The following is a 25,915-nucleotide window of genomic DNA, read 5'->3' on the forward strand; positions in this document are numbered from 1 at the left end:
CCGGCGGGAGTACCGATATTCGTTTGGCAGCCTGAGAAGGTGTTCATATGCAGCGTTCAGTGACAGAGTTTCTCCGTCCCCGCGACATCAAGGTCGAAGAGGTCAGCGCACATCACGCCAAGATCGTGCTGGAACCCTTCGAGCGTGGTTTCGGCCATACCCTGGGGAATGCGCTGCGTCGCATCCTGCTCTCTTCGATGCCCGGCTGTGCCGTGGTCGAAGCGGAAATCGACGGCGTGCTGCATGAATACAGCGCCATCGAAGGTGTCCAGGAAGACGTCATCGAGATCCTTTTGAATCTCAAGGACGTGGCCATCAAGATGCATGGTCGCGACGAAGCCGTCCTGACCCTGAACAAGCAGGGCCCCGGTGTCATGACCGCAGGCGATATCGCCGTCGATCACGATGTCGAAATCGTCAATCCGGATCACGTGATTGCGCACCTCAACGACGGCAGCGAGCTGAAAATGCAGCTCAAGATCGTGCGTGGTCGTGGTTACGAGCCCGCGGATGCACGTCTCTCCGACGAGGACGAATCCCGTGCCATCGGTCGGCTGCAGCTGGATGCGACTTTCAGCCCCGTGCGCCGCGTTTCCTACGCGGTCGAAGCGGCGCGTGTCGAACAGCGCACCGATCTCGATAAGCTGGTCATCGATCTCGAAACTGACGGCACCTTGGACCCCGAGGAAGCGATTCGTCGCAGCGCGACCATTCTTCAGGAGCAACTGGCCGCCTTCGTCGACCTCGAAGCTGACAGAGAGCAGGAAATCGAAGAGGAAGAAGATCAGATCGATCCGATTCTTCTGCGTCCCGTGGACGATCTCGAACTCACGGTTCGCAGCGCCAACTGCTTGAAGGCCGAGAATATTTACTACATTGGCGATTTGATTCAGCGCACGGAAGTCGAGCTGCTCAAGACGCCGAACCTTGGCAAGAAGTCCTTGAACGAGATCAAGGACGTGTTGGCTTCGCGCGGTCTTTCGCTCGGCATGCGGCTGGAAAACTGGCCGCCGGCGAGTCTGAAGGACGACAAGGCTTCCGCCTGAGGGCTCGAGCCCTGGGTCGAGAGCCCGTGTGCCGACTCGAATCACCAGTTTGGTAAGGAATAGCAATCATGCGTCATCGTAAGAGTGGTCGTCATCTGAATCGGACCAGCTCGCATCGGCACGCCATGTTCAAGAACATGTGCATCTCGCTGGTCGAGCATGAAGTGATCAAGACTACCCTGCCCAAGGCCAAGGAGCTGCGTCGTCATATCGAGCCGCTGATCACCCTGGCCAAGCAGGATAGCGTGGCGAATCGCCGTCTGGCGTTCAGCCGCACCCGCTCCAAGGAAGCCGTCGGCAAGCTCTTCAACGAGCTTGGCCCGCGTTACGCCAATCGCCCGGGCGGTTACGTCCGTGTGCTGAAGTGCGGCTACCGCACTGGCGACAACGCGCCGATGGCTTACATCGAGCTGGTCGATCGTCCGGCCGTCCAGGAAGCCGCTGGCGACGAATAAGTCCCAGGCTTCTTGCACGACAAAAACCGGCTGCCCANNTGGGCAGCCGGTTTTCTTTTGCTTGCATGTCACGAAAAGGGGCCGGTGGCGTCTGACGGCGCCGATGGCGCCATCGGTTTACGCGCGTTGGGCCTTTGACCTGCCAGTCTTCGGCTCGGGCAGCAATGGCGCCAGGAAGCGTCCGGTATGCGAGTGCTCGAGTGCCGCCACCTGCTCCGGGGTGCCTTCGGCGATGATTCGGCCACCACCGGAGCCGCCCTCCGGGCCCAGGTCGATCAGCCAGTCGGCGGTCTTGATCACATCGAGATTGTGCTCGATCACCACGACCGAGTTGCCGTGATCGCGCAGCCGGTGGAGTACGCCGAGCAACTGGCGAATGTCCTCGAAGTGCAGGCCGGTGGTCGGCTCGTCGAGTATGTAGAGGGTCTGGCCGGTGTCGCGCTTGGCCAGCTCGCGGGCCAGCTTGACGCGCTGGGCCTCGCCGCCGGAGAGCGTGGTCGCGCTCTGGCCCAGACGCACGTAGGAGAGTCCGACGTCCATCAGCGTCTGCAGGCGGCGCGCGATCGCCGGTACCGGGCTGAAGAATTCCAGCGCTTCCTCGATGGTCATCTCGAGGACTTCATGGATGTTCTTGCCCTTGTAGTGGATCTCCAGCGTCTCGCGGTTGTAGCGCTTGCCCTTGCAGACGTCGCAGGGAACGTAGATGTCCGGCAGGAAGTGCATCTCGACCTTGATCATGCCCTCGCCCTGACACGCCTCGCAGCGCCCGCCCTTGACGTTGAAGCTGAAACGCCCCGGCTTGTAACCGCGCGAACGCGCCTCCTGGGTTCCTGAGAACAGCTCGCGAATCGGGGTGAAGATGCCGGTATAGGTGGCCGGGTTGGAGCGCGGCGTGCGCCCGATCGGGCTCTGGTCGATATCGATGATCTTGTCGAGCTGATCGAGCCCCTGGATGCTGCGATAGGGCGCCGGCGACAGCGTCGTCGCGCGGTTGAGTTCGCGGGCGGCGATCGGCATCAGGGTCGAATTGATCAGCGTCGACTTGCCCGAACCGGAAACGCCGGTGACGCAGACGAACAACCCCAGCGGCAGCGACAGGTCGACGTTCTGCAGATTGTTGCCGCTGGCGCCGCGCAGATGGAGCTGCTTCTCGGGGTTGACCGGAATGCGATGCGGCGGCACTTCGATGGCACGTTTGCCGGAAAGGTACTGGCCGGTCAACGAGTGGGACGCGGCCTCGATCTGCTTGGGCGTGCCCTGGGCGACGATGGTGCCGCCATGGACACCCGCGCCGGGACCGATGTCGAGCACATGATCGGCAGCGCGGATGGCGTCCTCGTCGTGCTCGACCACGATCACCGTGTTACCGAGGTCGCGTAGCCGGGTCAGCGTGCGCAACAGGCGGTCGTTGTCGCGTTGATGCAGGCCGATCGAGGGCTCGTCGAGGATGTACATCACCCCGACCAGGCCGGCGCCGATCTGGCTTGCCAGGCGGATACGCTGGGCCTCGCCGCCGGAAAGGGTGTCGGCGCTGCGCTCCAGGGTCAGGTAGTCGAGGCCGACGTTGACCAGGAATTCGAGACGGGCATGGATTTCGTGGACGATCTTGAGCGCGATCTCGCCCTTGCGCCCCGGCAGGCGCAGCTGGCCGAAGTACTCCCATGCCTCACCCACCGGCATCTGCACGAGCGCCGGAAGATTATGGCCGTCGATGAATACGTGGCGCGCCTCACGCTTCAGTCGGCTGCCGTCGCAGGTCGGGCAGGGGCGCACGGCCAGATACTTGGCCAGGTCGTCGCGCACCATCGACGACTCGGTCTCGCGGTAGCGGCGTTCCAGATTGGGCAGTACACCCTCGAATGGATGCTCGCGGACGACCTTGCGGCCGCGGTCGTTGACGTAACTGAAGGCGATCTCGTCGCGGCCGCTGCCGTTGAGCACGATGTCGCGCTCGTGGCGTGCCAGTTCGTTCCACGCCGTGTCGAGGCTGAAGCGGTAATGCTCGGCCACGGCCTGGAGCTGACTGAAATAGTAGATGCTGCGCCGGTCCCAGCCCTTGATCGCGCCCTCGGCGAGCGATAGCTCGGGATGGCTGATCAGCTTGTCGGGATCGAAATACTGGCGCACGCCGAGCCCGTCGCAGGTCGGGCAGGCGCCGGCCGGGTTGTTGAACGAGAACAGCCGTGGCTCGAGCTCGGAGAGCGAGTAGCCGCAGATGGGACAGGCGAAGCGCGAGGAGAAGGCGATGTCGGCCTGCTCGCCATCCATGAAATGGATCACCGCGGTACCGTCGGCGAGATTGAGCGCCGTCTCGAACGACTCCGCCAGGCGCTGCTGCAGGTCGGGGCGGACCTTGATGCGATCGACCACCACGCTGATGTCGTGCTTGCGCTTCTTGTCCAGCGTCGGCACGTCGTCGAGCTCGACCGTGTCGCCGTCGATCACCGCACGCACGAAACCCTGGGCGCGCAGTTCGCTGATCAGTTGCTGATGCTCGCCCTTGCGTCCCTTGACCACCGGCGCCAGCAGCATCAGCCGGCTGCCTTCGGGCAGTGCCAGCACCTGGTCGACCATCTGCGACACCGTCTGGGCCTCGAGTTCCTCGTCGTGATCCGGGCAGCGCGGGGTGCCGGCGCGGGCGAACAGCAGGCGCAGGTAGTCGTAGATCTCGGTAATGGTGCCGACGGTCGAGCGCGGGTTGTGAGAGGTCGATTTCTGTTCGATGGAGATCGCCGGCGACAGTCCCTCGATATGGTCGACGTCGGGTTTCTCCATCATCGACAGGAATTGCCGGGCGTAGGTCGACAACGATTCGACGTAGCGCCGCTGCCCCTCGGCATACAGGGTATCGAACGCCAGCGAGGACTTGCCCGAACCGGAAAGACCGGTGACCACGATCAATTTGTCACGTGGCAGTTCGACATCGATGTTCTTCAGGTTATGGGTGCGTGCGCCCCTGACCAGAATGCTGTCCATGACTACCTCGTGATATGGCGCGTAAACGACCATTATAGGTCCCCGGTCAAATCCGCGGCAAAGGCGGAGAGTGCCGATAAACGACTGCATGCCCCCGTTTGCTTTCACTCATCACAGGCGAGCGGTAAAATATCCCGTTCGTTCCGATCCATCCTCGGCTTCGCCGAGTTTTCCACCAGTGCGATTGTTACCATGACGTCTCGTTTTCTCGTTACCGAACGACGCGCCATCGTCGGCCTGGCCAGTCTCTATGCCTCGCGCATGCTCGGACTGTTCATGGTGCTGCCGGTGCTGGCGCTGTACGCCGACCATCTCGATGGTGCCACGCCGTTTCTCGTCGGCCTTGCCCTGGGGGGCTACGGCCTGACCCAGGCGATCCTGCAGATTCCCTTCGGCTTGCTCTCCGACCGTATCGGACGCAAGACGGTCATCGGCTTCGGCCTGATCCTGTTCATCATCGGTAGCCTCATCGCCGCCAATGCCACCTCCATCGTCGGTATCATCGTCGGGCGCTGCCTGCAGGGCAGCGGTGCCGTCGCCGGTGCCATCATGGCGCTGCTGGCGGACCAGACCCGCGAGGAGATCCGCACCGCCGCGATGGCGACCATCGGCCTGTCGATCGGTGTCGCCTTCGCCGTGGCCATGGTCGTGGGTCCGTTGATCGCAGACGTCGGCGGGCTCGCCGGCGTGTTCTGGTTCACCGCGGCGCTCTCCGCCTGCGCCTTGCTGATCCTGTGGAAGCTGGTGCCGAAGGCGCCACGGCGCATGCCCCACCGTGACGTCGGGCTCGATCGTCGGCAGTTGCGCGCGACCCTGGGGCGGGGCGATCTGCTGCGGCTGGATTTCTCGATTTTCGCCCTGCATCTGATTCTGACCGCCTGCTTCACCGCCTTGCCGTTTCGACTGGAGGCGCTCGGCTTCGCGCCGGCGCATCATGGCTGGGTCTACCTGCCGGTGATGGCGCTGGCCTTCATCGGCATGATCCCGCTGGTCGTGGTGGCCGAAAAATACCGCAAGATGAAACCGGTCTTCGTCGGCGCCGTGGCGGCAATGACGCTGATCCTGCTCGGCTTCAGCGAGCTGGCCACGGACCGCGTGGCCCTGCTGACCCTGCTGTGGGGCTTCTTCGTGGTCTTCAATCTGCTCGAGGCGACACTGCCCTCGATGATCAGCAAGCTCGCTCCCGCCGGGGCCAAGGGCACGGCGATGGGGATCTACTCGACCAGCCAGTTCCTTGGCGCCTTTCTCGGCGGCACCCTGGGCGGCGCGCTATCGCAGGCGTTCGGGATCCAGAGCGTGTTCCTCGGCGGCGCGGTGATCGGTGCGATCTGGTTGACGCTGGTGTGGAAGATGCCCGCACCACGGCATCTGTCCAGTGAAATCGTCGCCCTCGACGCGCATTCGATGGGCATGCTAGATACACTGCTCGAACGTTTTGCCTCGGTCGCCGGAGTTGAGGACGTGATAGTCGTACCCGAAGAGCAGGTCGCCTATCTCAAGGTCGACCGTCAGCGCCTGGATGTCGAGGCGCTGGCCCGAATTGCAGGCAACCAATGGCAACGAACCGACGCCTGAAGACGGCGTCGCAACGCAGGAATGCGAGGAGACAACGATGGCCCGAGGTGTGAACAAAGTCATCCTGATCGGCAACCTGGGACAGGATCCGGAAGTCCGCTTCCTGCCGTCGGGTAATCCGGTGTGCAACCTGCGCATCGCAACCACCGACAGCTGGACCGACCGCCAGAGCGGCCAGCGTCAGGAGCGCACCGAATGGCACAGTGTGGTGCTGTTCAACAAGCTGGCGGAGATCGCCCAGCAGTACGTCAAGAAAGGCTCCCGGATCTACATCGAGGGGCGCCTGCAGACGCGTAAATGGCAGGGACAGGACGGACAGGACCGCTATTCGACCGAGATCGTCGCCAACGACATGCAGATGCTCGACTCCCGCGGCGGCGGTCAGGGCGGGGCGGACTACGCCCAGCAGCCGCAGAATCAGTATGGCGGTGCGCCGCAGCCTGGCGGCTACGGTCAGCAGCCGCAGCAGGGCAACTATGGCGGCAATTCACAGCCCCAGCAGCGCCCTCCGCAGCCCGGTCAACCCCAGCAGCACCCCTCCCAGCCCAATCAGAACCCGAACTACGGCGCGCCGAATCCCGGCAGCTTCGATGATTTCGACGACGAAATCCCGTTTTAGCGGTTACCTAAGAAAAAACGTAAATTTTAATTCACACAGACCCCGCTGATGCGGGGTTTCTTGTAGTGCGCCAGGTATGGCGCTGTTCCGGTACAGGTGGTGCTGGCCGGATGACTTGGGGGTGAAAGTCCCCTGCACGCCCGGCAAGGGGAAGTGCTAGCCGAACGGCAAGGGTGTCCATCGCGAGGTGGAATCTGAAGAAAGCTGAAGGCAAAACGCTGGCCTGACGAACAGGAAGCGGATACGAGGCGGCATGGCGGGGTGAGAGGGCCATTAGACTCAAAGCCCAAAACTTGCACGGAACGCCATGACGTAAATCCGACAGGTATAAGCGGGAAGGTCGCGCGTCTTACCCTGGGAGGTCTGGTGGTCTGCCGCAAGGCTACCGATGTCGAGAGGCATCGGGATGGACTGCCAGAAGTCAGCAGACGCCGTAGTAGGTTGGTCACCGCCAACTGAAGGGCTGAATCTGTCACGAGCGGATAGTTGGCTGCTCTCTGGATTATGGCGAACAGATGCCTCGCAAGAGGGCTCTCGATAACTGTAGGCAGGTCGGAAACCCAAGGACTGTCGAAGCGTTCTAGCCATTTCAGGCGGGTAGATTCGGCGGAACGAAGCTCAAGCCCGGCAACGGGTGACAGGAACCGCCGTATACGGAACCGTACGTACGGTGGTGGGGGAGGACGGGGCCGGTGACGGCCCCTCCTACCCGATTCTGACGTCCTGTAACGGACATGCATGGCGGAGAACCGCGTGAAGCTTTTCAATCGCTTGAGTGTTTGACCATGCGAAGATTGCTGTGAATCGGCTGTATGCTTTGTCTGCCATCCGTCTGATGTCTTCGACGTTTTGCAGATATTTGGAGATGCCTTTCTCCGTTTCTGCAGCATTTCTTTACCGTCAAATCATAGTGTTAGTGATTATTTTTGTTGTCAGGTCTGCATTGGTGAATTCTTGAAAACCATGAGACACATAAATATATCAATATTTACTAATTTGTAAGATCTCTTTTTAGCCTCTAAGTTGGCCTAGGTTTTTAACACCTCACTCAAAGGATTTGAGTGCTCTCGCAACAGAGTGTTAACGGAATTAACGGTGATGTTGTTTTCTTATGCGGACTCTTCGCTTTTGCGATCGGGTTATGTGGGCAGTGGGAGATCGTTTTCTCTCGAGTGTTCCGCGTATCGACCCTGATCGGTTTTCTCTTTCTGCTTGTGCCAGGCTTTCCAGGGCTCCTCTCGTCGGCAGCATGACCGGGCGGTTGGCGATTGGCCTGATGACGGTATTGCCGCTGACGCTGGTCCATGCGGCGGAGCGCTTCCCGGATGGCCAATTGCCGGCGCCGAATGCGCCGGCAAGCGCTTACGGGAGTGACATTCGCCCCGGCCCCGCGGGTAACCCCGACGCCGACGACCTCGCAGGCATTGCCGAGCGTCAGCGCCAGCAGGGGCATCCGGCCATCGCGCTGCAACTGGCGCAGCGGGTGCTGACCTATGCGCCGGACAACGCTCAGGCCCATCAGACCCGAATATCCAGCCTCGCCAACCTGGGGGCTTACCGTCGTGCCGAGCGGCTGCGGCAGCAGTGGCAGCCAGAATGGCCATCCGCAACGCAGGAGCGCTTCCGCGCCGATGTCGCCACGGCCGAAATTCGTGACGGGGTGCAGGAGCAATCCCGGCACGAGCAGCGTCAGCGCTATGCAACGCGCGACGTTGCCCTGGCGCGGTCATTGAACACGCTGAATGCCAATCTCGATCGCTTCGCTCCGGGCAGCGACGCCAGCCAGCGGACTCGGCTAGATCGTCTGATCGTTTTACGACAGATGCATCGCTTCGATGACGTGCTCGCCGCCTATCAGGCGTTGCGGGAGGACTCGATCGCTGTGTCGGCCTACGCCAAGGGCGCAGTGGCCGATGCCTATCTCGCTCGCCGGCAACCGGAGAAGGCCGCGGCGCTCTATCGCGAAGTGATGGATGCGAGTTCGCAGACGCCGCTGACGCTGCGCACCGGCTACTACTACGCGCTGATTGAAAGCGAAGACTACGAGGCGGCGGCCGAGATGCTCGCGCAGATGGATGCCCAGACACCGGTCTGGCGATCGCGGTCGAATCCCAAGACGCCACCGGTACCCAACTGGGAGCGTAGCGAGGTCGATCGTCTGCAGGTGCTCGATGCCACCTATCGTAATCATGAAGCGCAGGCGTTGGCTCGTGCAGAGCGTCTTTACCAACAGGCGCCGCGCAATACCGACGTGATCAATAGTCTGGCGACCGTGCAGCGCGCCCGCGGTTGGTATCAAGAGGCGCAGTCGACCGCCGAGCTGGCAGCAGCCTATGCGCCCAGCGATCAGGCCACGCGATTGAACATTGCCGAGAACGCCCAGGATCTGGAGAACTTTCCGCGCTGGCAACACACCATCGAGCCGCTGGCCGAGCAGTTTCCGAGCGACAGCGCGATTCGGCGTAACCATCTCGAGTGGCAGGATCGCCAGCACTTCTCCATCGAGGGGCAGGGCGTTGTCGGCCGCTCCGACGGTGGCAATGCCGTCAACGGTAGCCGGGACAGGGAATATCAGTTGCGCTTGAACTCGCCCTGGAGCGAGGGAGGCTATCGGGCCTATGTCGAACAGACCTATCAATGGAGCGACTATGAAGAGGGCGCGGAGCGCCACGACCGGCAAGGCGTCGGCGTCGAGCGCCAATGGCTGCGCCGGCACTGGTGGGCGGCGCTGAGCGGTGAACGTTTCGGTGATGATGTCGGGCTCGAGCTCGGTTGGTCGCAGTGGCTCGACGACCACTGGCAGTACCAGCTACGAACCCAGACGCAGTCGCCGGAGACGCCGCTGCGCGCCGAACGTGACGATCTGGATGGGAGGCTCTATCAGGGACAAGTGACCTGGCGACAGAACGAGTCCCGTGAGGCGACGCTGACCCTCGCTGCGCTCGATATCAGCGACGGCAACCTGCGCAGCGACATCGCTGCCGATCTCACCCAGCGTATACAGGCCAGCGCCCACCACCAGACGCGGCTGATCGGCTTGCTCTCCGCCGAGCACAACAGTCGGATCGATACCGACTACTACAACCCGGAAGACACTCGCGCCGTGGGGCTGACCTTGGAACACGACTGGCTCACCTGGCGGCGCTACAACCGCGCGTTCACTCAAAACGTGTCGCTGGGTGCGGCATCGGAATGGGAGAGCGGCTACGGCAGCGCGCCTGGCTATGACGCGCTCTACGGTCACACCTGGCAACTGACGCGAACCTGGTCGATCAATTACGGCGTCGGTTGGGGCAGCCACGAGTACGAAGGCGAGCGCGAGAAGCGCTGGTACGGACAGCTGGGTTTCGAGGGAGTGTTGTGATGAGTGCGCTGGTGAGTCAAACGACGCGAGCGATCGTCATTCGTTGGATGCTGATGGCACTGATGGGGAGTCTGTCCATGTCCGCCTTGGCACAGTCTCAGACACAGACGCCGGTCGGCGTGCCCGAGAAGGCGGCGACGTTGCAGATCCCCGCCGGCCATTTCGTGACGCTGGCTTTTCACGATGTTCGCGACGATACGCAGCCGGCGGTGGATCGCGACCCTTACTCTGTGAGTACCCGGCGACTGGCAGCGCTGTTCGACTGGTTGGCAGCCAACGACTGGCATCCGATCTCGCTGAACGACGTTCGGGCCGCTCGCGATGGCGGGCCACCACTACCGCATAACGCTGTCCTGCTGAGTTTCGACGACGGCCTGGCCAGCTTCTATACCCGGGTTTTTCCGCTGCTCCGGGCGTTCGATTACCCGGCTCTTTTCGCTGTCGAAACTGGCTGGATAGACAAGGTGAACGGCGGCAATACCGTCGACGCGGTCGACACCGATCCGGTGGCGGCGCAACCGGAAGCGGGGGCGGTCATTCGCGGTGACAGTGCGCCGGATCCCACGAACGAGGTGCGCTACAACGGCCGCGAGCGCGGACGAGCCGGCTTCGTCAACTGGGCGCAGGTGCGTGAGATGCAGGCATCCGGGCTGGTGGAGGTCGCCTCGCACACTAACGATCTTCATCATGGCATTCTGGCCAACCCCCAGGGCAACGTCGAGCCGGCCGCCCTGGTGCGAGAATACGACGCTGCCAGCGGTGCATATGAAAGCGATGCCGATTATCGTCAGCGCGTCCGTGACGATCTGGAGCGTAGTGCCGATATCATCGAGAACAAGACAGGTATCCGCCCGCGCGTCCTGGTCTGGCCCTATGGGGCGACCAACGCCGAAACGGAATCGATTGCCAGAGAGGCGGGCTATCGCTTCACCTTCGGCCTCGGCGACCAGCGCCTGTCCACGCCGGCTAGCAGCCCCGTCTTCGGCCGCTTCCTGGTCATGGACGACCCGGACCCGGTGACCGTCGAAGCCCAGATCGCGCAGACGGTCGACCCGCCCAAACGCATACAGCGTGCCATCCAGGTCGACCTCGACACTCTCTACGATCCGGACCCCGAGCAGGTCAATGCCAATCTCAGCGCCTTGCTGGACCGCCTGCAGGCGATGCAGGTGCGCACGGTCTATCTGCAGGCGTTCGCCGATCCGGACGGCGATGGCACGGCGTCATCGCTCTATTTTCCCAACGACGTTCTGCCGATGCGGGCCGATCTGTTCAATCGCGTCGCCTGGCAGCTCAAGACGCGCGCGGGCGTCGATGTCTACGCATGGCTGCCGCTGCTGGCCTTCGATCTGCCGGACCAGGACCGTCAGCAGCGTCTGGCAGTGAAGGTTCAGGGCACGGGTGGCGAGCTGCGCGTCGCCGAGCGCGACTACCGACGGCTCAGCCCGTTTCGGCCGGCGTCGCTGGATATCGTCCGTGGCATCTATGCCGATCTGGCCCGCAACACGCCGGGCATCAACGGCATGCTGATTCACGATGACGCCTATCTGGCTGCCAATGAAGATGCTCAGGCCTGCGCCCCCGAGGCGCGCTGGCCGGGGAGCCAGCGAGCGATCACCGACTGCGCTCTTAGCGCTCGCGACAAGACCCGGGCCTTGATCGATTTCAGCCACGGGGCGATCGATGGCGCACGCGAGTACGTCAATCTCAGCAACCGCTTCCGGGTGGCGCGAAACCTGTACCCGCGAGTCGTGCTCGACCCTGCCGCGGAGACACGTTTCGCCCAGGCGCTGGGGCCGTTTCTGGAGAATTACGACGAAGTGGCATTGATGGCGATGCCCTATCTCGACGCCGCCGCTATGACGCGCGACGCCCGGTCGGCAAGTGAATGGCTGGATGGGTTGGTCGATCGGGTGATGCGCCATCCCCGAGGGCTCAACAAGACGGTGTTCGAGCTGCAGGCGTACGATTGGGCACGGCAGCGTTGGATCGAGCCGCAGCGCTTCAAGGGCTGGATGCAGCAACTGGTACGGCGCGGCGCGTTGAATCTCGCCTACTACCCGGACGATTTCATTACCGGCAAACCGGCGTTCCAGCCCGCCTTCGAGGGCATGAGCTTAAACGAATTTCCCCATTCGGCCTCAAACTGGTCGACCTCGCGTCTCCGGAGTCAACCATGAACGTCGATATCGAAGCCTGGTTCGCGGTCATCGACTGGCGGGACGCGATGTTCGGATTCGCCTTCTACTACCCGATCTTGATGGCGTGGATGTGGATCATCGGCGGGCTCTGGTTCTATCTGCGTCGCGAGCGCGGCAAGGACATGACGCCACGTCTCGAAACGTTGGGCCCGGACGTGCCACATGCCAGCATCATCATTCCCTGCTTCGACGAGGCGGATCAGGTCGAGCAGACCATCCGCTACGCGCTGGCGACGCGCTATCCGGATTTCGATGTCATTGCCATCAATGACGGCAGTCATGACGGGACCGGGGCGATTCTCGATCGTCTGGCCGAAAAGTACGAGCGACTGCGCGTGATTCATTTCGCTACCAATCAGGGCAAGGCGGTGGCGCTGAGGGCGGGTGCGCTGGCAGCGCCGTCGGATTATCTGGTGTGCATCGACGGCGACGCGTTGCTTCACCCCTACGCGGTGTACTGGATGATGCAACACCTGACCGGAGGGCCGCGGGTCGGGGCGGTCACCGGCAACCCGCGCATCCTCAACCGTTCGACGCTGCTGGGCAAGATCCAGGTCGGCGAGTTCTCCTCGATCATCGGCCTGATCAAGCGCGCCCAGCGGACTTACGGCCGGATCTTCACCGTCTCCGGCGTGATCACCGGCTTCAATCGGGCCGCGCTGGACAGCATCGGTTACTGGCGCGCCGACATGGTGACCGAGGACATCGACGTCTCCTGGCGGCTGCAGATCCATCACTGGGACATTCGCTTCGAGCCCGAGGCGCTCTGCTACATCTACATGCCGGAAACGCTCAAGGGGCTGTGGCAGCAGCGGCTGCGCTGGGCCCAGGGCGGCGTCGAGGTGATGCTGCGCTACGGTCGGCGTCTGCTAGCCTGGCGCCAGCGTCGGTTCTGGGGCGTGGCGCTGGAGTATCTTACCAGCCTGGTGTGGGCCTACGTCATGCTGACCATCGCCATACTGTTCTGCGTGGGTTGGTTCGTACCGCTGCCGCCGCGCTGGCAGGTGGCGACGCTGCTGCCGCAGTGGAACGGCTTGCTGCTGGGCGCGACCTGCCTGAGTCAGTTCCTGGTCAGCTTGAGCATCGACCAGCGCTACGAGCGCGCGGGATTCCTGCGCCACTACTTCTGGGTGATCTGGTATCCGCTGCTCTACTGGACGCTGTCGACGCTGACCGCCGTGGTGGCCGTGCCCAAGACGCTGCTGGCGTCGCGCCGTCAGCGGGCGCGCTGGAAGAGCCCGGACCGCGGCATTCAATCCTGACAGGAGTTTCGCGATGCAAGACATGAAGCGACAGCGTGGTGCCGTCAGGCTGCCGCGAATCATCCATCGTCCCGACCTGCAGTCACGAGCGCAGCGCAGCGTGTTCGCACTGCTTTCGGGCGCCGGTTGGATGCTCTGGCTCTATCTCTTCCTGCCGCTGGCGACGATCGCGAGCTGGACTTTTGGGGTACACCGTTTTGATGCCTACGTTCTCGATAGCCACAGCCATAGCTGGGCGTCGCTGACGATCTATGTGATCACCATCGCCCTGGCGGGAGCTGCGTTACTGATCTGGGCCTTCTACAACTATCGCCGCTTCCGACACGCCGATCGTCGCCAGCCGGCCTCGGCGCTGACCTCGGAGCATCTGGCGCTCTCCTTCGGCATGAACGCCGCGCAGGTTGCCGAGTTGCAGCGTCGTCGCCGCGTCACGCTCACCCACGACGCCCATGGCAATATCATCGATGTCAAAAATGAATCGACTCGATAGGCAGACATGAGCCTTTCTGATACGAGAAAATTGCTACCCGATCAGCGCTAAATTGTCGTTATGCTCAAGCATGTGGAGCAATCATTGGTTATTATTTAGGTTAATAAATTTAAACATTGTGGCTAAATAGGTGTCCTTCTTCTCTTTAACTTAGATTTATAACGTGGGTCATGTCAGAAGCCGATTCCCAGACAATGCAACGTAAGCCAGGACGCCCGAAGGAAAAGAAAGGGGAAAACCTCCGCAATGTCATTCTCGACCAGGCGGAGCTTGCCTTTGCCGAGCACGGCCTCGCGGGGACCCGGGTACGCGACATCGCGGCGGTCGCCGGCGTCAACCAGGCCCTGATCCGCTACTATTTCGGCTCCAAGCAGGATCTTTTCGACGAGGTGCTGCGGCGCCGCGGCAGCGATATTTCCGGCGCGCGACACGTTCTGCTGGACCGTCTGCTGGCCCTTCCCGAGCCGCCCACTGTCGCCCAGATCATTCGCGCCTACCTGCAACCGCAATGGGACATGAAGCAGAGCGGACCGAATGGCGCGGCCTTCGTGCGCCTGCAAGCGCGCCTGCACGCCGAGCCCGAGGAGCATGCGCTGCGTTTGCGCAGCGAAGTCTACGATGCCTCGGCCAAGCGCTACATTCAGGCGCTCGCCGAGGCACTGCCCGACATTCCCAAGGCTACTCTCAGCGTGCGCATGGCGTTTCTCGTCGGTACCTATCTGTTCATGCTCAATGACCTGGGGCGGTTGAACGACCTGACCGATGGCCAGATCGGCGAAATCGGCCAGGACGAGATGCTTGCGCAACTGGTGCGTTTCCTGGCGGCGGGAATGGTGGCGCCGGTTTCCTGAAGGCTTGGTTCGATGCCTTGAGCAAATCGCCAATTCGTAGTTGTAATTATACAAAATAGTAATTTATTCTCGAGTAGGGCTCACCGCTTGAGGATAACAACGTGAAACACTTCCGAGTCGGGCAGATCGTGCCCAGTTCCAACGTCACCATGGAAACCGAGATCCCGGCGCTGCTGCGGGCTCGCGAGGCCGTGGGCGAGGAACGCTTCACCTTCCACTCTTCGCGCATGCGCATGAAGCACGTCACCAAGGAGGAGCTGGCGGCGATGGACGCTGACAGCGACCGCTGCGCGCTGGAGCTTTCCGATGCCCGCGTCGATGTCATGGGCTATGCCTGTCTCGTCGCGATCATGTCGATGGGCCACGGCTACCACTGCGTTTCGGGACCGCGCTTGCAGCAGGTGGCCGCAGACAACGGTGCGCCGACGCCGGTGGTGACATCGGCGGGGGCGCTGATCGAAGGCTTGCGGGCGATGGGCGTCAAAAAGGTGGCGGTGGTCGCGCCCTACATGAAGCCGCTGACCGAGATGGTCGTCGACTATATTCGTCATGAAGGGGTCGAGGTTTCCGATTACCGCGCGCTGGAGATTCAGGACAACCTGGCGGTGGCAGCCCACGATCCGATGAACCTGCCGGACATCGTCGCCGGGATGAACACCGACGACGTCGACGCGGTGGTGCTGTCGGCCTGCGTGCAGATGCCATCGCTACCCGCCGTGTCGATGGTCGAGGCTCGCACCGGCAAACCGGTGGTGACCGCGGCGATCGCCACCACCTGGCAGATGCTCAAGGCACTCGATGTCGAAACACGGGTGCCCGGCGGCGGTACGTTACTGTCAGGCGCTTACTGAGGACACATCATGACGATAGACAACAACACCAAGGAAACACGGATTCATGGTTATAACGTGCATGCCAACGGCATCCGCCAGCACCTGATCCACTATCCCGGCCCGGGGCCGCAGATGCTGCTGATTCCCGGCATCACCTCGCCCGCCATCACCTGGGGCTTCGTTGCCGAGCGGCTGGCCGAGCGCTTCGACGTGCACGTGCTCGACGTGCGCGGCCGGGGCCTGAGCCAGGCTGGCGATCTGGACTACTCGCTCGATGCGATGGCCGCCGACGCGCTGGCGGTGATCGCGGCGGCCGGGCTCGAATCACCGATCGTGCTGGGGCATTCGATGGGCGCGCGCACGGCGATCCGGGCGGCGCGGATGAATCCGGTGCCGATCGGGCAGCTGGTGCTGGTCGATCCGCCGGTGTCGGGGCCGGGACGGCGTGCCTATCCCTCGGCCTGGAACTGGTACGAGGATTCGATCCGGCTGGCCGAGAAAGGCTGTTCGGGCGAGGAGATGCGCCAATTTTGTCCGACCTGGAGCGATGAACAAAACGCGCTGCGCGCCGAGTGGCTGCACACCTGCCAGCTCGATGCGATTCGTACCGCCTACGACGGCTTCCACAGCGACGACATTCATGCCGATCTGGCCGAGATCACGCTGCCGATCCGCCTGGTCGTTGCCGGTGGCGCCCCGGTGATCGAAGCCGACGATGTCGCGGAAATCCAGACGCTGGCGCCGCAGACCGAGGTCCGGACCGTCGAAGGTGCCGGACACATGATTCCGTGGGATGACCTGGAAGGATTTATAAACGCGGTCATGGATCTGGAAACCCTGTGAATTCATTGGCATTTGACCAAAAACAACGAGGATCGACCGATGGATCAAGCAAGTTTTACCGAGATCTGCCTGCATCAGTTGAAAATGTCCGGCGTCCACGAGGGCGAGAAGCTCGTGGTGCTGACGCAAGGCAACGAACGCCTCGATTACGCCGACGCCTTCATGGCGGCGGGGCAACGCCTGGGCGCCAACATGTACCACATGCGCCTGCCGGCGCCGCTGCCCACCGGCGGCTGGAACGTCGGTGTCACCGGGCTGGCGGCGCTGCCCGGAGCGGTCGAGGCGCTGAAGCAGTGCGACATGCTGATCGACTGCATCTTCCTGCTGTTCTCACCGGAGCAGTTCGCGATCCAGGACGCGGGCACGCGGATTCTGACCGCGGTGGAGCCGCCCGAACTGCTGGCGCGCATGCTGCCGTATCCCGAGCTGCGCGAAAAGGTCGAGATCGCCGCCGAGATGCTGTCGAAGGCCAAGGTCATGCGGATCACCTCGCCACACGGCACCGACGTGACCTACCAGCTCAATACCTACCCCACCATCGCCGAATACGCCTGCACCGATACTCCCGGACGCTGGGATCACTGGCCTTCGGGCTTCGTGTTCACCGGCGGTGACGACGACGGTGTGGATGGCCGGATCGTGGTGGCGCCGGGCGATGTGCTGTTGCCGCAGAACATGTATGTGCGCGAGCCAATCACCTATACCATCGAGAAGGGCTGGATCACCGACATCCGTGGCGGGCTCGATGCCGAACTGGTGAAATCCTACATGGCGGCCTTCAACGACCCGCGCGGCATGGGCATGAGCCATGTCGGCTGGGGCATGAACCCACAGGCCAAGTGGCACGGCATGACACCGGGCGCGTTTCCCGGCGGCATGGGTATGGAGCCGCGCAGTTTTTATGGCAATGTGATGTTCTCGACCGGGCCGAACAACGAACTCGGCGGTCCCAACGACACCGCCTGCCATCTCGATATTCCGATGCGCGGCTGCTCGTTGTTCCTCGACGACGAGCCGGTCGTGATCGACGGCGATATCGTCGTCAAAGAGATTCAAATGCAACGTGACTGACACGCGGCCCCACCCGGGCCGCTTTTACAGGAACAACAACAATGTCCCAAGAGACGGTCTATGATCAGGCGGGCTTTGGCTGTGCAGTGCCGCGCGGCAGCCGCCCGGCCATCGTCGTGGTCGATTTCAGCTATGGCTTCACCGATACGCAATATCCCACCGCCGCCGCCATGCACAGCCAGATCGCGGCGACCCGGCGTTTGACCGACACGGCCCGTGCGGCGGGCTTTCCGGTCATCTACACCACCATTGTCTATCATCGGGGCGAGCTGGATATGCTCCCCTGGCTGAAGAAGGCGAGTGGGATGGCGGCGCTGCTGGAAGGTTCGCGGCTGGTCGAGATCGACGCCGCAACCGGTATCCAGCCGCATGACGCTATCGTCACCAAGAAGGGCGCCTCGGCATTCTTCGGCACCTCGCTGGCGGCGATGCTGAGCGGGGCCAAGGTCGATACCTTGATCGTGACCGGCGCCACCACGTCGGGCTGCGTGCGCGCCACCGTGGTCGACGCCGTGCAATCCGGCTTCAACGTGCTGGTGCCGCGCGACTGTTGCGCCGACCGGGCCGCGGCCCCGCATGACGCCAACCTTTACGACATGCACCAGAAGTACGCCGATGTCACGGATGCCGACGATATCCACGCCTGGTTGCGGACATTGGCCGAGACACAGGCTGGTGCAGGCCGGGAGAGCTAGCCATGAGCTACTTTCCCAGGTGGCCGCTCGCCCGCACGGCGACGGTCGCACCCGACGAGCGTCTGTCATGGGGCGCCACTCTGCCGATGGGCGTCCAGCATCTGGTGGCAATGTCGGGCTCGACGATCCTCGGCCCGCTGCTGATGGGGTTCGATCCGAACCTGGCGATCCTGTTCTCCGGGATCGGTACGCTGATCTTCTTTCTCTGCACCGCGGGTCGACTGCCCAGTTACCTCGGGTCATCGTTCTCCTTCATCGCCGTGGTCATTGCGGTGACGGGATACGCGGGTACCGGCCCCAACCCGAATATCGGTCCGGCGCTGGGCGGTATCATCGCGGCGGGCGCACTCTACGCGCTGATTGGCCTGTTCGTGATCGCCACGGGGACCGGCTGGATCGAGCGGTTGATGCCGCCAGCGGTGACCGGTGCCATCGGTGCCGCGATCGGGCTCAACCTGGCGCCGGTGGCGGTCCAGGGTAGCCAAGGCAGTGGCCCTCATGTGTTCGTGGCGATGCTGACCCTGCTGGCGGTGGCGCTGATCTCGACCTTCGGGCCATTGGCCGTGCGCCGGATTTCGATCCTGATCGGCATTGCCGTGGGCTATGTCGCGGTGCTGATTCTCGGCAACGGCCTGGGGTTGTTGCCCGCGATCGATTTTTCGGAACTCGCCAGCGCGCCCTGGTTCGGCCTGCCGACCTTCCATTGTCCTGAATTCGTCCCTTCGGCCATGGTGATGATCGCACCGGTCGCACTGATCCTGGTCGCGGAGAACCTGGGCCATATCAAGGCAATCGGGGGGATGACGGGGCAGAACATGGACCGTTTCATAGGCCGCGGCTTCGTCGGCGACGGCCTGGCGACGATGATCTCTGGGTCGGGCGGCGGCACCGGCGTGACCACCTATGTCGAAAACATGGGCGTCATGGCGGTGACACGCGTGTTCTCGACGCTGGTGTTCGTGGTGGCGGCGCTGGTGGCGATCGCACTGGGCTTCTCGCCCAAGTTCGGCGCGCTGCTGCGCACCATCCCGGCACCGGTGCTGGGCGGTCTCGCCGTGGCCGTGTTCGGTCTGATCGCGGCGGCGATGGTGCGTCTCTGGGTCGACAATCGCGTCGACTTCTCGCAGCCGCGCAACCTGTTCACCGTGGGCGTCACGCTGGTCTTCGGCGCGGGCGATTTCACGCTGCATTTCGGTAGCTTCGCGCTGGGTGGCATCGGTACGGCGACCTTTGCCGCGCTGATTATCTACCAGCTCCTCAGCATCGGCCAGCCGGCGCCGGGGCGCGACGATAGGCCCGGCACAACCTAGCCCATTGGCGATCCGGCTCGCGGGCCGGATCGCTCGGGGATGACGGCCTTTCTTGCACCATTCATGGGCTTGGGAAGGCATCTTGCACCCTGGTGGTTCAGAATTTCCCACGCATTTCACGCCGTAAGGCGCGCAGCAACGGCACGTAGGACATTGGCACGCTTATTGCTGTTCGACTAATGTCGATTCGAAATTTACTAACCGATTAATTAATTTATTGGTATACAACAACAAACCCAACCTGGAGATACACCATGCGACCCTTGGCCCTGACCCGGATCATGCTAGCGGCTACTGCGCTGCTCTCGTTGTCGGCACACGCCCAGGACAGCCTGCCCATCGGGCTCATCCAGCCGCTTACCGGCTCGGTCGCCTACAACGGCACCGCGGCCGCTCACGGCGCCGAGCTGGCGGTGAAGCAGCGCAATGCCAACGGCGGCGTGCTCGGCAAGCCGGTGGAAATGATCACCGAGGATGGCCAGTGCAGCCCGGCCGATTCGGTCAATGCCGCCGAGAAACTGATCCAGCGCGATGAAGTGGTGGCGCTCGTCGGCGCCTTCTGCAGCTCCGCCACCTCGGCGGTGATGCCGGTGGCCCAGAAATACAAGATTCCCTTCCTGACCGGCGTCTCCTCGGAGGCCAGCCTGACCGAGGCGGGCAATCCCTATTTCTTCCGTTCCGCGGAAACCGACGCTCTGCTCGGCAGCGCCTTTTCCAAGCTGATCGTCGATAACCTCGGTCTCGAAAAAGTCGCCTACATCGGCGTCAACGACGACTGGGGACGCGGCAGCGTCAAGGCGTTCGAGCAGGAGCTGTCCGGTCATGGCGTGGAAACCGTGATGACCGAGTATTTCAATCACGGCAGCAGTGACTTCTATACGCTGCTGACCAAGCTGCGCAATTCCGGTGCCGATGGCGTATTCGTCGCCGCCGAGACCCAGGACGGTTCCACCCTGGTGAAACAGCTCAAGCAGTTCGGTATCGACATGGACGTGTTCGGTGTCGGTTCCTGGGCCACCAGCGACTTCATCGATCTGACCGGCGACGCCGCCGAAGGCATCTACGCCGCGGTGCCTTATGTGTCCAACCTGCCCGGCGAGCGCAACGAACGCTTCGTGAAGGACTATACCGAGGCCTATGGTCAGGCGCCCGGCAAGTATGGCGCTGCTGGTTACAACGCTCTGAACATCATGATGGCCGCCATCGAGCGGGCCGGCAGCAGCGACGCCGAGGCCATCGTCGACGGGCTCAAGCAGACCGACTACGAAGCGCCCAACGGCCGCTATCGTTTCACCGCCAAGGGGCAGGGGTATGGCTTCCAGGCCGCACTGGTGCAGATCCAGAACGGTAAGACCGACGTCGTGGCAACCACCGCCATCGCCGCCCCGGACGCTGGGAACTGAGCCATGGACATGCTTCTCCAGTTTGTCGCCAATGGCCTCGTCTCGGGATCGTTCTATGCGTTGTCGGCGCTCGGCCTGACGCTGATCTTTGGGCTGATGCGGGTAGTCAATTTCGCCCACGGCGAGTTCTACATGCTCGGCGGCGTGCTGGGCTGGTTCGTCACCACCTATCTGGGGCTGAACTTCTTCGTCGGGCTGGTGGTGGTCGTGGTCGCGATGGCGGCCTTCGGCTGGCTGGTGGATCGCTTCCTGATCGAGCGCGTACGCGATCAGGGCGAGGAACCCAGCATCCTGCTGACCATCGGCTTGTCGATCTTCCTCACCAACTCCGCGCTGCTGGTGGTGGGGACCGCGCCGCTCAATATCGCCGGCGCGGTGCCCAACGCGCCGGTGTTCTTGGGGCCGGTGGTACTGACCCAGATGCGGCTGTTCGCGGTCGCGGCGTGCGCGGTGCTGATCCTTGCCGCCTACCTGCTGATCCGCCACACCCGCCTGGGACGGGCCATGCGTGCGACTTTCCAGGATCCGATGGCGGCGCGGCTGGCCGGGATCAAGACCGCCTACGTCTATGCCAGCACCTTCGCCCTGGGCACGGTGCTGGCCGCCTCCTCGGGCATGCTGCTGGGTTCGATCTACTCCGTCCAGGTCAGCGGCGGCGGCTTGATCAGCCTCAAGGCGTTCGTGGTGGTCATCCTCGGCGGCATGGGTAGCTTCGCCGGTGCCATCGTCGGCGGGCTGATCCTCGGTCTGGCGGAAGCGCTCTGGGGCGGTTATGTCTCCTCCGGCACCGTCGATGTGATCGGCTTCTTGATCGTGATCCTGACGCTGATCTTCAAACCCTACGGGTTGTTCTCGACTCAAGTGGAGCGCGCCTGATGATGATCCTGGAACGCAATACCCTGCTGATCATGGCGGTGTTGGCAGCACTGTTTCCGCTGCTGGTCGGCAATCAATACGCCCTGCATATCGGCATCATGGTGCTGTTCTACGCCGTGCTGGCGACCAGTCTCAACCTGATCGTGGGCTATGTCGGCGAGTTCTCGCTGGGGCATACCGCCTTCCTCGGATTGGGCGCCTATGCCGCCGCGCTACTGTCGCTGCGCATGGGCCTGCCGATATGGGCCACGATACCGCTGGCCGGGGTGATCTCGGCGCTGTTTGGTGCCGCCATCGGTGCCATCACCCTGCGGCTGCGCGGTCCCTATTTCGTGATCATCACGCTGGCCTTCGCTGAAGTGTTGCGCATTATCGCCAACAACTGGATGGGGCTCACCAACGGCCCCATGGGGCTCTCCGGCGTGGTGCAACCGGCACTGCTTGCCGATGCCTCGCCCTTGGCGGCCAAGCGCTTCTATTTCTACCTGGCGCTGGCGATCGCGGTGGTCGCGCTCTATCTGGCTTACCGTTTCGTCTACTCCAACAACGGGCGGGCCGCGGTGACCGTACGTGAGAACCGCTACGTGGCCCAGTCGGTAGGGATTCAGCCGTTCGCCTACGCCATGCGCGCCTTCGTGCTCGGGGCGTTTCTGGCCGGGCTGGCCGGCGGTTTCTACGCCCACTACATCACCTTCGTCGGCGCCAATGTCTTCGGCTTCGCCTTCATGGTCAGCATGATCATCATGGTGCTGATCGGCGGCAAGGGCACCCTGGTGGGACCGCTGGTCGGAGCGCTGCTGATCACCGTGCTGAACGAATACCTGCGTGAATTCCAGGAATTGCGCATGTCGCTGTTCGGACTGATCGTGATCGGCGTGGTGCTGTTCCTGCCCAACGGCTTGATGGGCTTCCTGAACCTGCGTCGCGAACGCCGCCGTGCCACACCGGCAGCGGCCGCGGAAAGCCACGCCGAAGCGCCGGGAGGCAGCGCATGAGCGAGGTGCAGAATTTTCCCACACCGATGCTCTCCGTACGCGGATTGTGCAAGACATTCGGCGGCCTCAAGGCGGTGCAGGATATCGATCTCGACGTCAACAGCGGCGAGGTGTTCGGCCTGATCGGCCCCAACGGTGCCGGCAAGACGACCTGCTTCAACCTGATCACCGGCTTCTATACCCCGACGGCGGGCCGGGTGACCTTCCAGGGCCATGACATCACCGGCCACAGCCCCTACCGGATCGCCCGTCGGGGGCTGGTGCGCAGCTTCCAGAAAACCAACGTGCTCAAGGCGTTGAGCGTGTTCGAGAACGTGCTCGCCGGTCACTACCTGAGTACGCGGCAAACGTTGTTGGCGACCTTCTTCCCGCATGCCGGGGTCAGCCGGGCGGAACGCGAGGCACGCGACAGCGCCGCGCGTATCGTCGAGCTGATGGGGCTGGCAGCGCGCATGGATACGCCGGCCTTCCGGCTCTCCTGCGGCGAGCTGCGGCTGCTGGAAGTCGCGGTGGCGCTGGCGGCCAAGCCGGCGCTGCTGATGCTCGACGAACCGGCGGCGGGGCTCAACAGCCAGGAAGCGATGCGCTTCGGCAGCATTCTCAAATCGCTGCGCCGCAGCGAGGTGGAGTCGATCGTGCTGGTGGAACACAACATGAGTCTAGTCATGGAGGTCTGCGACCGGGTGATGGTGATGCACTTCGGCAGCAAGCTGGCCGAGGGCCGCCCGGAGCAGGTCAAGAACGACCCGCAGGTGATCGAAGCCTATCTCGGGAGGGCCCGCGCATGAGTGCATCCACGCCCTTGTTGCAGGTCAGCGGGCTCCACGTGGCCTACGGCAAGATTGCCGCCCTGCACGGTATCGATATGGAGGTCGCCGCCGGTGAGATCGTGGCGCTGATCGGGGCCAACGGCGCCGGCAAGAGCACCACGCTGCGCACCATCTCGGGGCTGCTCAAGCCGAGTCGCGGCAGCATCACCTGGGATGGCCGGGAGATCGCCGGGATGGACGCCGAGCGCATCGTCGCCGCCGGTATCGCTCACTGCCCGGAGGAGCGCCACATCTGGCCGGCCATGACGGTGCGCGAAAACCTGATGCTGGGTGGTTATCTGTGCACGTCTCGCGCCCAGGTGGAGCAGCGCATGGAGCAGGCCTTCCAGCGCTTTCCGCGTCTGCGCGAACGCGATCGGCAGATGGCCGGCACCCTGAGCGGCGGCGAACAGCAGATGCTCGCCATCGCCCGGGCGTTGATGTCCGAACCCCGGCTGTTGATTCTCGACGAGCCCAGCCTGGGGCTATCGCCGAAGATGGCCGACGAGGTGTTCGACGTGGTGCGCGAGATCAATGCCCGCGGCGTTACCGTGCTCGTCGTCGAGCAGAACGTGCACAACGCGCTGGACATCGCTTCGCGCGCTTACGTGGTGGAGACCGGCGTTATCAGCACCCACGCTGACGCCGCCAGTTTGTTGGAGAATCCGGAAGTGTTGAGCGCCTATCTGGGTTAGGGAAACACTGCATAAATGGCTGCGCAGACGAATCGCTGCGTTGCGCGGTGCTCGGAATCCTCACCTATACCCCATAGGCTCCGGTTCCTGTGCTCCGTGCGCCTTGCGCTTCATCCCGCTCGCCGATTTATTCAGCGTCCCCTTAGGCGCAAAGGGCGTCGGCTGTGACGATTCATCGATCGGTAATTAATTAAACGAATAGTTAATAGGAGTTCTCTCATGTCCAATCAACTTCGTATTGGCATCATCGGGGGCGGGATCGGCGGGGTGGCGCTCGCTCGTGCCCTGCTGCGCCATGGCATCGACTGCCACCTGTTCGAGCAGGCGTCTGCCTTCGGTGAAGTGGGCGCCGGGGTGCAGATGACCCCCAACGCCGTCAAGGTGCTCAAGGCGTTGGGGCTGGGCGAGGAATTGCAGCGCATCGGCTTCCTGCCGGAGGCGATGGTGGGGTTCAACTGGGAGAGCGCCGAGGAGCTGTTCCGCACGCCGCTCAAGGAGAGTTTTCCGCAGGTCTACGGTGCCGAGTTCTATCATGTCCATCGCGCCGATCTGCACGCCATCCTCAGCGCCGACATCCCGGCGGAGAAGGTCACCTTCAACGCGCGCTGCACCGGTGTGACCCTCGATGACGGCTCGGCCACCGCCATCTTCGCCGACGGTAGGCACTTCCAGGCCGACCTGATCATCGGTGCCGATGGCATTCACTCGCCGGTGCGCGCTGCGCTGTGGGGCAACGACGAGCCGCAGTTCACCGGGCATATGTGCTGGCGCGCGCTGGTGCCGGTGGAGCAGCATCCGTTGCCTTTCGTGGGGCCCTACGCGGCGTTCTGGATGGGGCCCAAGGCCCACGTGGTGACCTACTACGTGAAAGGCGGCAAGGCCGTGAATATCGTCGCCGTCACCGAAACCGCCGACTGGGTGGAGGAGTCCTGGACCGAGCCGAGCTCCACCGAGGAGCTGCTGGGCGCCTACCAGGGATGGCACGAGAACCTGATCCGCCTGTTCGAGCAGACCGATCCCGAACAGACTTTCAAGTGGGGCCTGTTCGACCACGACCCGATGCCGCAGTGGTCCAAGGGGCGTGCCACTCTGCTCGGCGATGCCGCGCATCCGATGCTGCCGTTCCTGTCCCAGGGCGCGGCGATGGCGATCGAGGACGGCTATGTACTGGCCGAGGCCCTGGCCCATGTCGAGGGCGACATCCCGGCGGCGCTGAGTGCCTACGAGAACGAGCGCCGGCCACGTACCTCCGAGGTGCAGTTGCAGGCGCGTGAGCGGGGTCGCAGCTATCATCTCTCCACGCCGGAGGAGCTGCGCAAGCGCGACGAAGCGTTCCGTGAGGCACAGAAGAAGGACCCCAACGCGGTGGGAATCCGTGCCGAGTGGATCTATGCCTACGACGCCACCACCTGCCGCGAGCGTTTCGATACCGTCTCGACACCGGCTTGAGGTTGGCATTCCCCCCTTGTCCTGTCGCCGCGGATGGCGGCAGGGCGCATTTCCCGCCAGTGGGCGGCCGTGCGTTTTACCGCGACATGGTGTCTGG

At 63.1% G+C, this 25,915-nt stretch carries 21 protein-coding genes; 20 read left to right on the plus strand and 1 reads right to left on the minus strand.

Annotation, left to right across the window (positions count from 1 at the left end; translation table 11 throughout):
- The first annotated feature begins 47 nt into the window (after window positions 1–47).
- Complete coding sequence (locus DOM57_RS07020; protein WP_110648514.1) at window positions 48–1,046, plus strand: DNA-directed RNA polymerase subunit alpha; 999 nt, start codon at window positions 48–50, stop codon at window positions 1,044–1,046.
- 68 nt (window positions 1,047–1,114) lie between these two features.
- On the plus strand, window positions 1,115–1,501 hold the full coding sequence (gene rplQ, locus DOM57_RS07025) for a 50S ribosomal protein L17 (RefSeq protein ID WP_110648515.1): 387 nt from the start codon (window positions 1,115–1,117) through the stop codon (window positions 1,499–1,501).
- A 117-nt stretch (window positions 1,502–1,618) separates the two neighbouring features.
- Here rplQ and uvrA read toward each other — a convergent pair whose 3' ends face one another.
- Complete coding sequence (gene uvrA / locus DOM57_RS07030; protein WP_110648516.1) at window positions 1,619–4,477, minus strand: excinuclease ABC subunit UvrA; 2,859 nt, start codon at window positions 4,475–4,477, stop codon at window positions 1,619–1,621.
- A 192-nt stretch (window positions 4,478–4,669) separates the two neighbouring features.
- On the opposite strand from uvrA, the gene DOM57_RS07035 reads away from it, so the two are divergent.
- From DOM57_RS07035 to DOM57_RS07120, 18 genes are all read left to right on the plus strand, one after another.
- The gene (locus DOM57_RS07035; RefSeq protein WP_204352887.1) at window positions 4,670–6,052 is read left to right on the plus strand and encodes an MFS transporter; all 1,383 of its coding nucleotides are present in this window, start codon (window positions 4,670–4,672) and stop codon (window positions 6,050–6,052) included.
- Between the two features lie 37 nt (window positions 6,053–6,089).
- Window positions 6,090–6,671 carry a single-stranded DNA-binding protein gene (locus DOM57_RS07040; protein ID WP_110648517.1) on the plus strand — a complete coding sequence of 194 codons (582 nt, stop codon included), beginning with the start codon at window positions 6,090–6,092 and terminating at the stop codon, window positions 6,669–6,671.
- A 1,249-nt stretch (window positions 6,672–7,920) separates the two neighbouring features.
- Window positions 7,921–10,035, plus strand: a complete 2,115-nt coding sequence (gene pgaA, locus DOM57_RS07045) for a poly-beta-1,6 N-acetyl-D-glucosamine export porin PgaA (protein WP_162619467.1) — start codon at window positions 7,921–7,923, stop codon at window positions 10,033–10,035.
- Complete coding sequence (gene pgaB / locus DOM57_RS07050) at window positions 10,035–12,215, plus strand: poly-beta-1,6-N-acetyl-D-glucosamine N-deacetylase PgaB (protein ID WP_204352888.1); 2,181 nt, start codon at window positions 10,035–10,037, stop codon at window positions 12,213–12,215. Before pgaA ends, pgaB begins: the two co-directional genes overlap by 1 nt.
- Window positions 12,212–13,498, plus strand: a complete 1,287-nt coding sequence (gene pgaC, locus DOM57_RS07055; protein WP_110648519.1) for a poly-beta-1,6-N-acetyl-D-glucosamine synthase — start codon at window positions 12,212–12,214, stop codon at window positions 13,496–13,498. The genes pgaB and pgaC overlap by 4 nt, the downstream gene beginning before the upstream one ends.
- Window positions 13,499–13,511: 13 nt before the next feature.
- Window positions 13,512–13,988, plus strand: coding sequence for a poly-beta-1,6-N-acetyl-D-glucosamine biosynthesis protein PgaD (gene pgaD, locus DOM57_RS07060; protein ID WP_110648520.1), 477 nt, complete (start codon window positions 13,512–13,514; stop codon window positions 13,986–13,988).
- Window positions 13,989–14,182: 194 nt separating this feature from the next.
- On the plus strand, window positions 14,183–14,839 hold the full coding sequence (locus DOM57_RS07065; RefSeq protein WP_204352889.1) for a TetR/AcrR family transcriptional regulator: 657 nt from the start codon (window positions 14,183–14,185) through the stop codon (window positions 14,837–14,839).
- A gap of 149 nt (window positions 14,840–14,988) precedes the next feature.
- Window positions 14,989–15,690, plus strand: coding sequence for a maleate cis-trans isomerase family protein (locus tag DOM57_RS07070; protein ID WP_110648589.1), 702 nt, complete (start codon window positions 14,989–14,991; stop codon window positions 15,688–15,690).
- A gap of 9 nt (window positions 15,691–15,699) precedes the next feature.
- On the plus strand, window positions 15,700–16,515 hold the full coding sequence (locus DOM57_RS07075; RefSeq protein WP_110648522.1) for an alpha/beta fold hydrolase: 816 nt from the start codon (window positions 15,700–15,702) through the stop codon (window positions 16,513–16,515).
- Window positions 16,516–16,554: 39 nt separating this feature from the next.
- A complete protein-coding gene (locus DOM57_RS07080) occupies window positions 16,555–17,586 on the plus strand; it encodes a 2,5-dihydroxypyridine 5,6-dioxygenase NicX family protein (protein WP_110648523.1) in 1,032 nt (343 codons plus the stop codon).
- 41 nt (window positions 17,587–17,627) lie between these two features.
- Window positions 17,628–18,281 carry an isochorismatase family protein gene (locus DOM57_RS07085; protein WP_110648524.1) on the plus strand — a complete coding sequence of 218 codons (654 nt, stop codon included), beginning with the start codon at window positions 17,628–17,630 and terminating at the stop codon, window positions 18,279–18,281.
- A gap of 2 nt (window positions 18,282–18,283) precedes the next feature.
- Window positions 18,284–19,591, plus strand: a complete 1,308-nt coding sequence (locus DOM57_RS07090) for a solute carrier family 23 protein (protein ID WP_110648525.1) — start codon at window positions 18,284–18,286, stop codon at window positions 19,589–19,591.
- A 254-nt stretch (window positions 19,592–19,845) separates the two neighbouring features.
- Window positions 19,846–20,994, plus strand: coding sequence for an ABC transporter substrate-binding protein (locus DOM57_RS07095; RefSeq protein ID WP_110648526.1), 1,149 nt, complete (start codon window positions 19,846–19,848; stop codon window positions 20,992–20,994).
- 3 nt (window positions 20,995–20,997) lie between these two features.
- Window positions 20,998–21,870, plus strand: coding sequence for a branched-chain amino acid ABC transporter permease (locus tag DOM57_RS07100; RefSeq protein ID WP_110648527.1), 873 nt, complete (start codon window positions 20,998–21,000; stop codon window positions 21,868–21,870).
- The gene (locus DOM57_RS07105; RefSeq protein ID WP_204352890.1) at window positions 21,870–22,865 is read left to right on the plus strand and encodes a branched-chain amino acid ABC transporter permease; all 996 of its coding nucleotides are present in this window, start codon (window positions 21,870–21,872) and stop codon (window positions 22,863–22,865) included. Before DOM57_RS07100 ends, DOM57_RS07105 begins: the two co-directional genes overlap by 1 nt.
- Complete coding sequence (locus DOM57_RS07110; protein ID WP_110648528.1) at window positions 22,862–23,653, plus strand: ABC transporter ATP-binding protein; 792 nt, start codon at window positions 22,862–22,864, stop codon at window positions 23,651–23,653. The genes DOM57_RS07105 and DOM57_RS07110 overlap by 4 nt, the downstream gene beginning before the upstream one ends.
- Window positions 23,650–24,369: an ABC transporter ATP-binding protein gene (locus DOM57_RS07115; RefSeq protein ID WP_110648529.1), complete on the plus strand. Its 720-nt coding sequence runs from the start codon at window positions 23,650–23,652 to the stop codon at window positions 24,367–24,369. The genes DOM57_RS07110 and DOM57_RS07115 overlap by 4 nt, the downstream gene beginning before the upstream one ends.
- A gap of 219 nt (window positions 24,370–24,588) precedes the next feature.
- Window positions 24,589–25,818: an FAD-dependent monooxygenase gene (locus DOM57_RS07120; protein WP_110648530.1), complete on the plus strand. Its 1,230-nt coding sequence runs from the start codon at window positions 24,589–24,591 to the stop codon at window positions 25,816–25,818.
- Window positions 25,819–25,915: the final 97 nt, after the last annotated feature.

This window comes from Salinicola peritrichatus, assembly GCF_003206715.1.
Lineage (GTDB): Bacteria > Pseudomonadota > Gammaproteobacteria > Pseudomonadales > Halomonadaceae > Salinicola > Salinicola peritrichatus.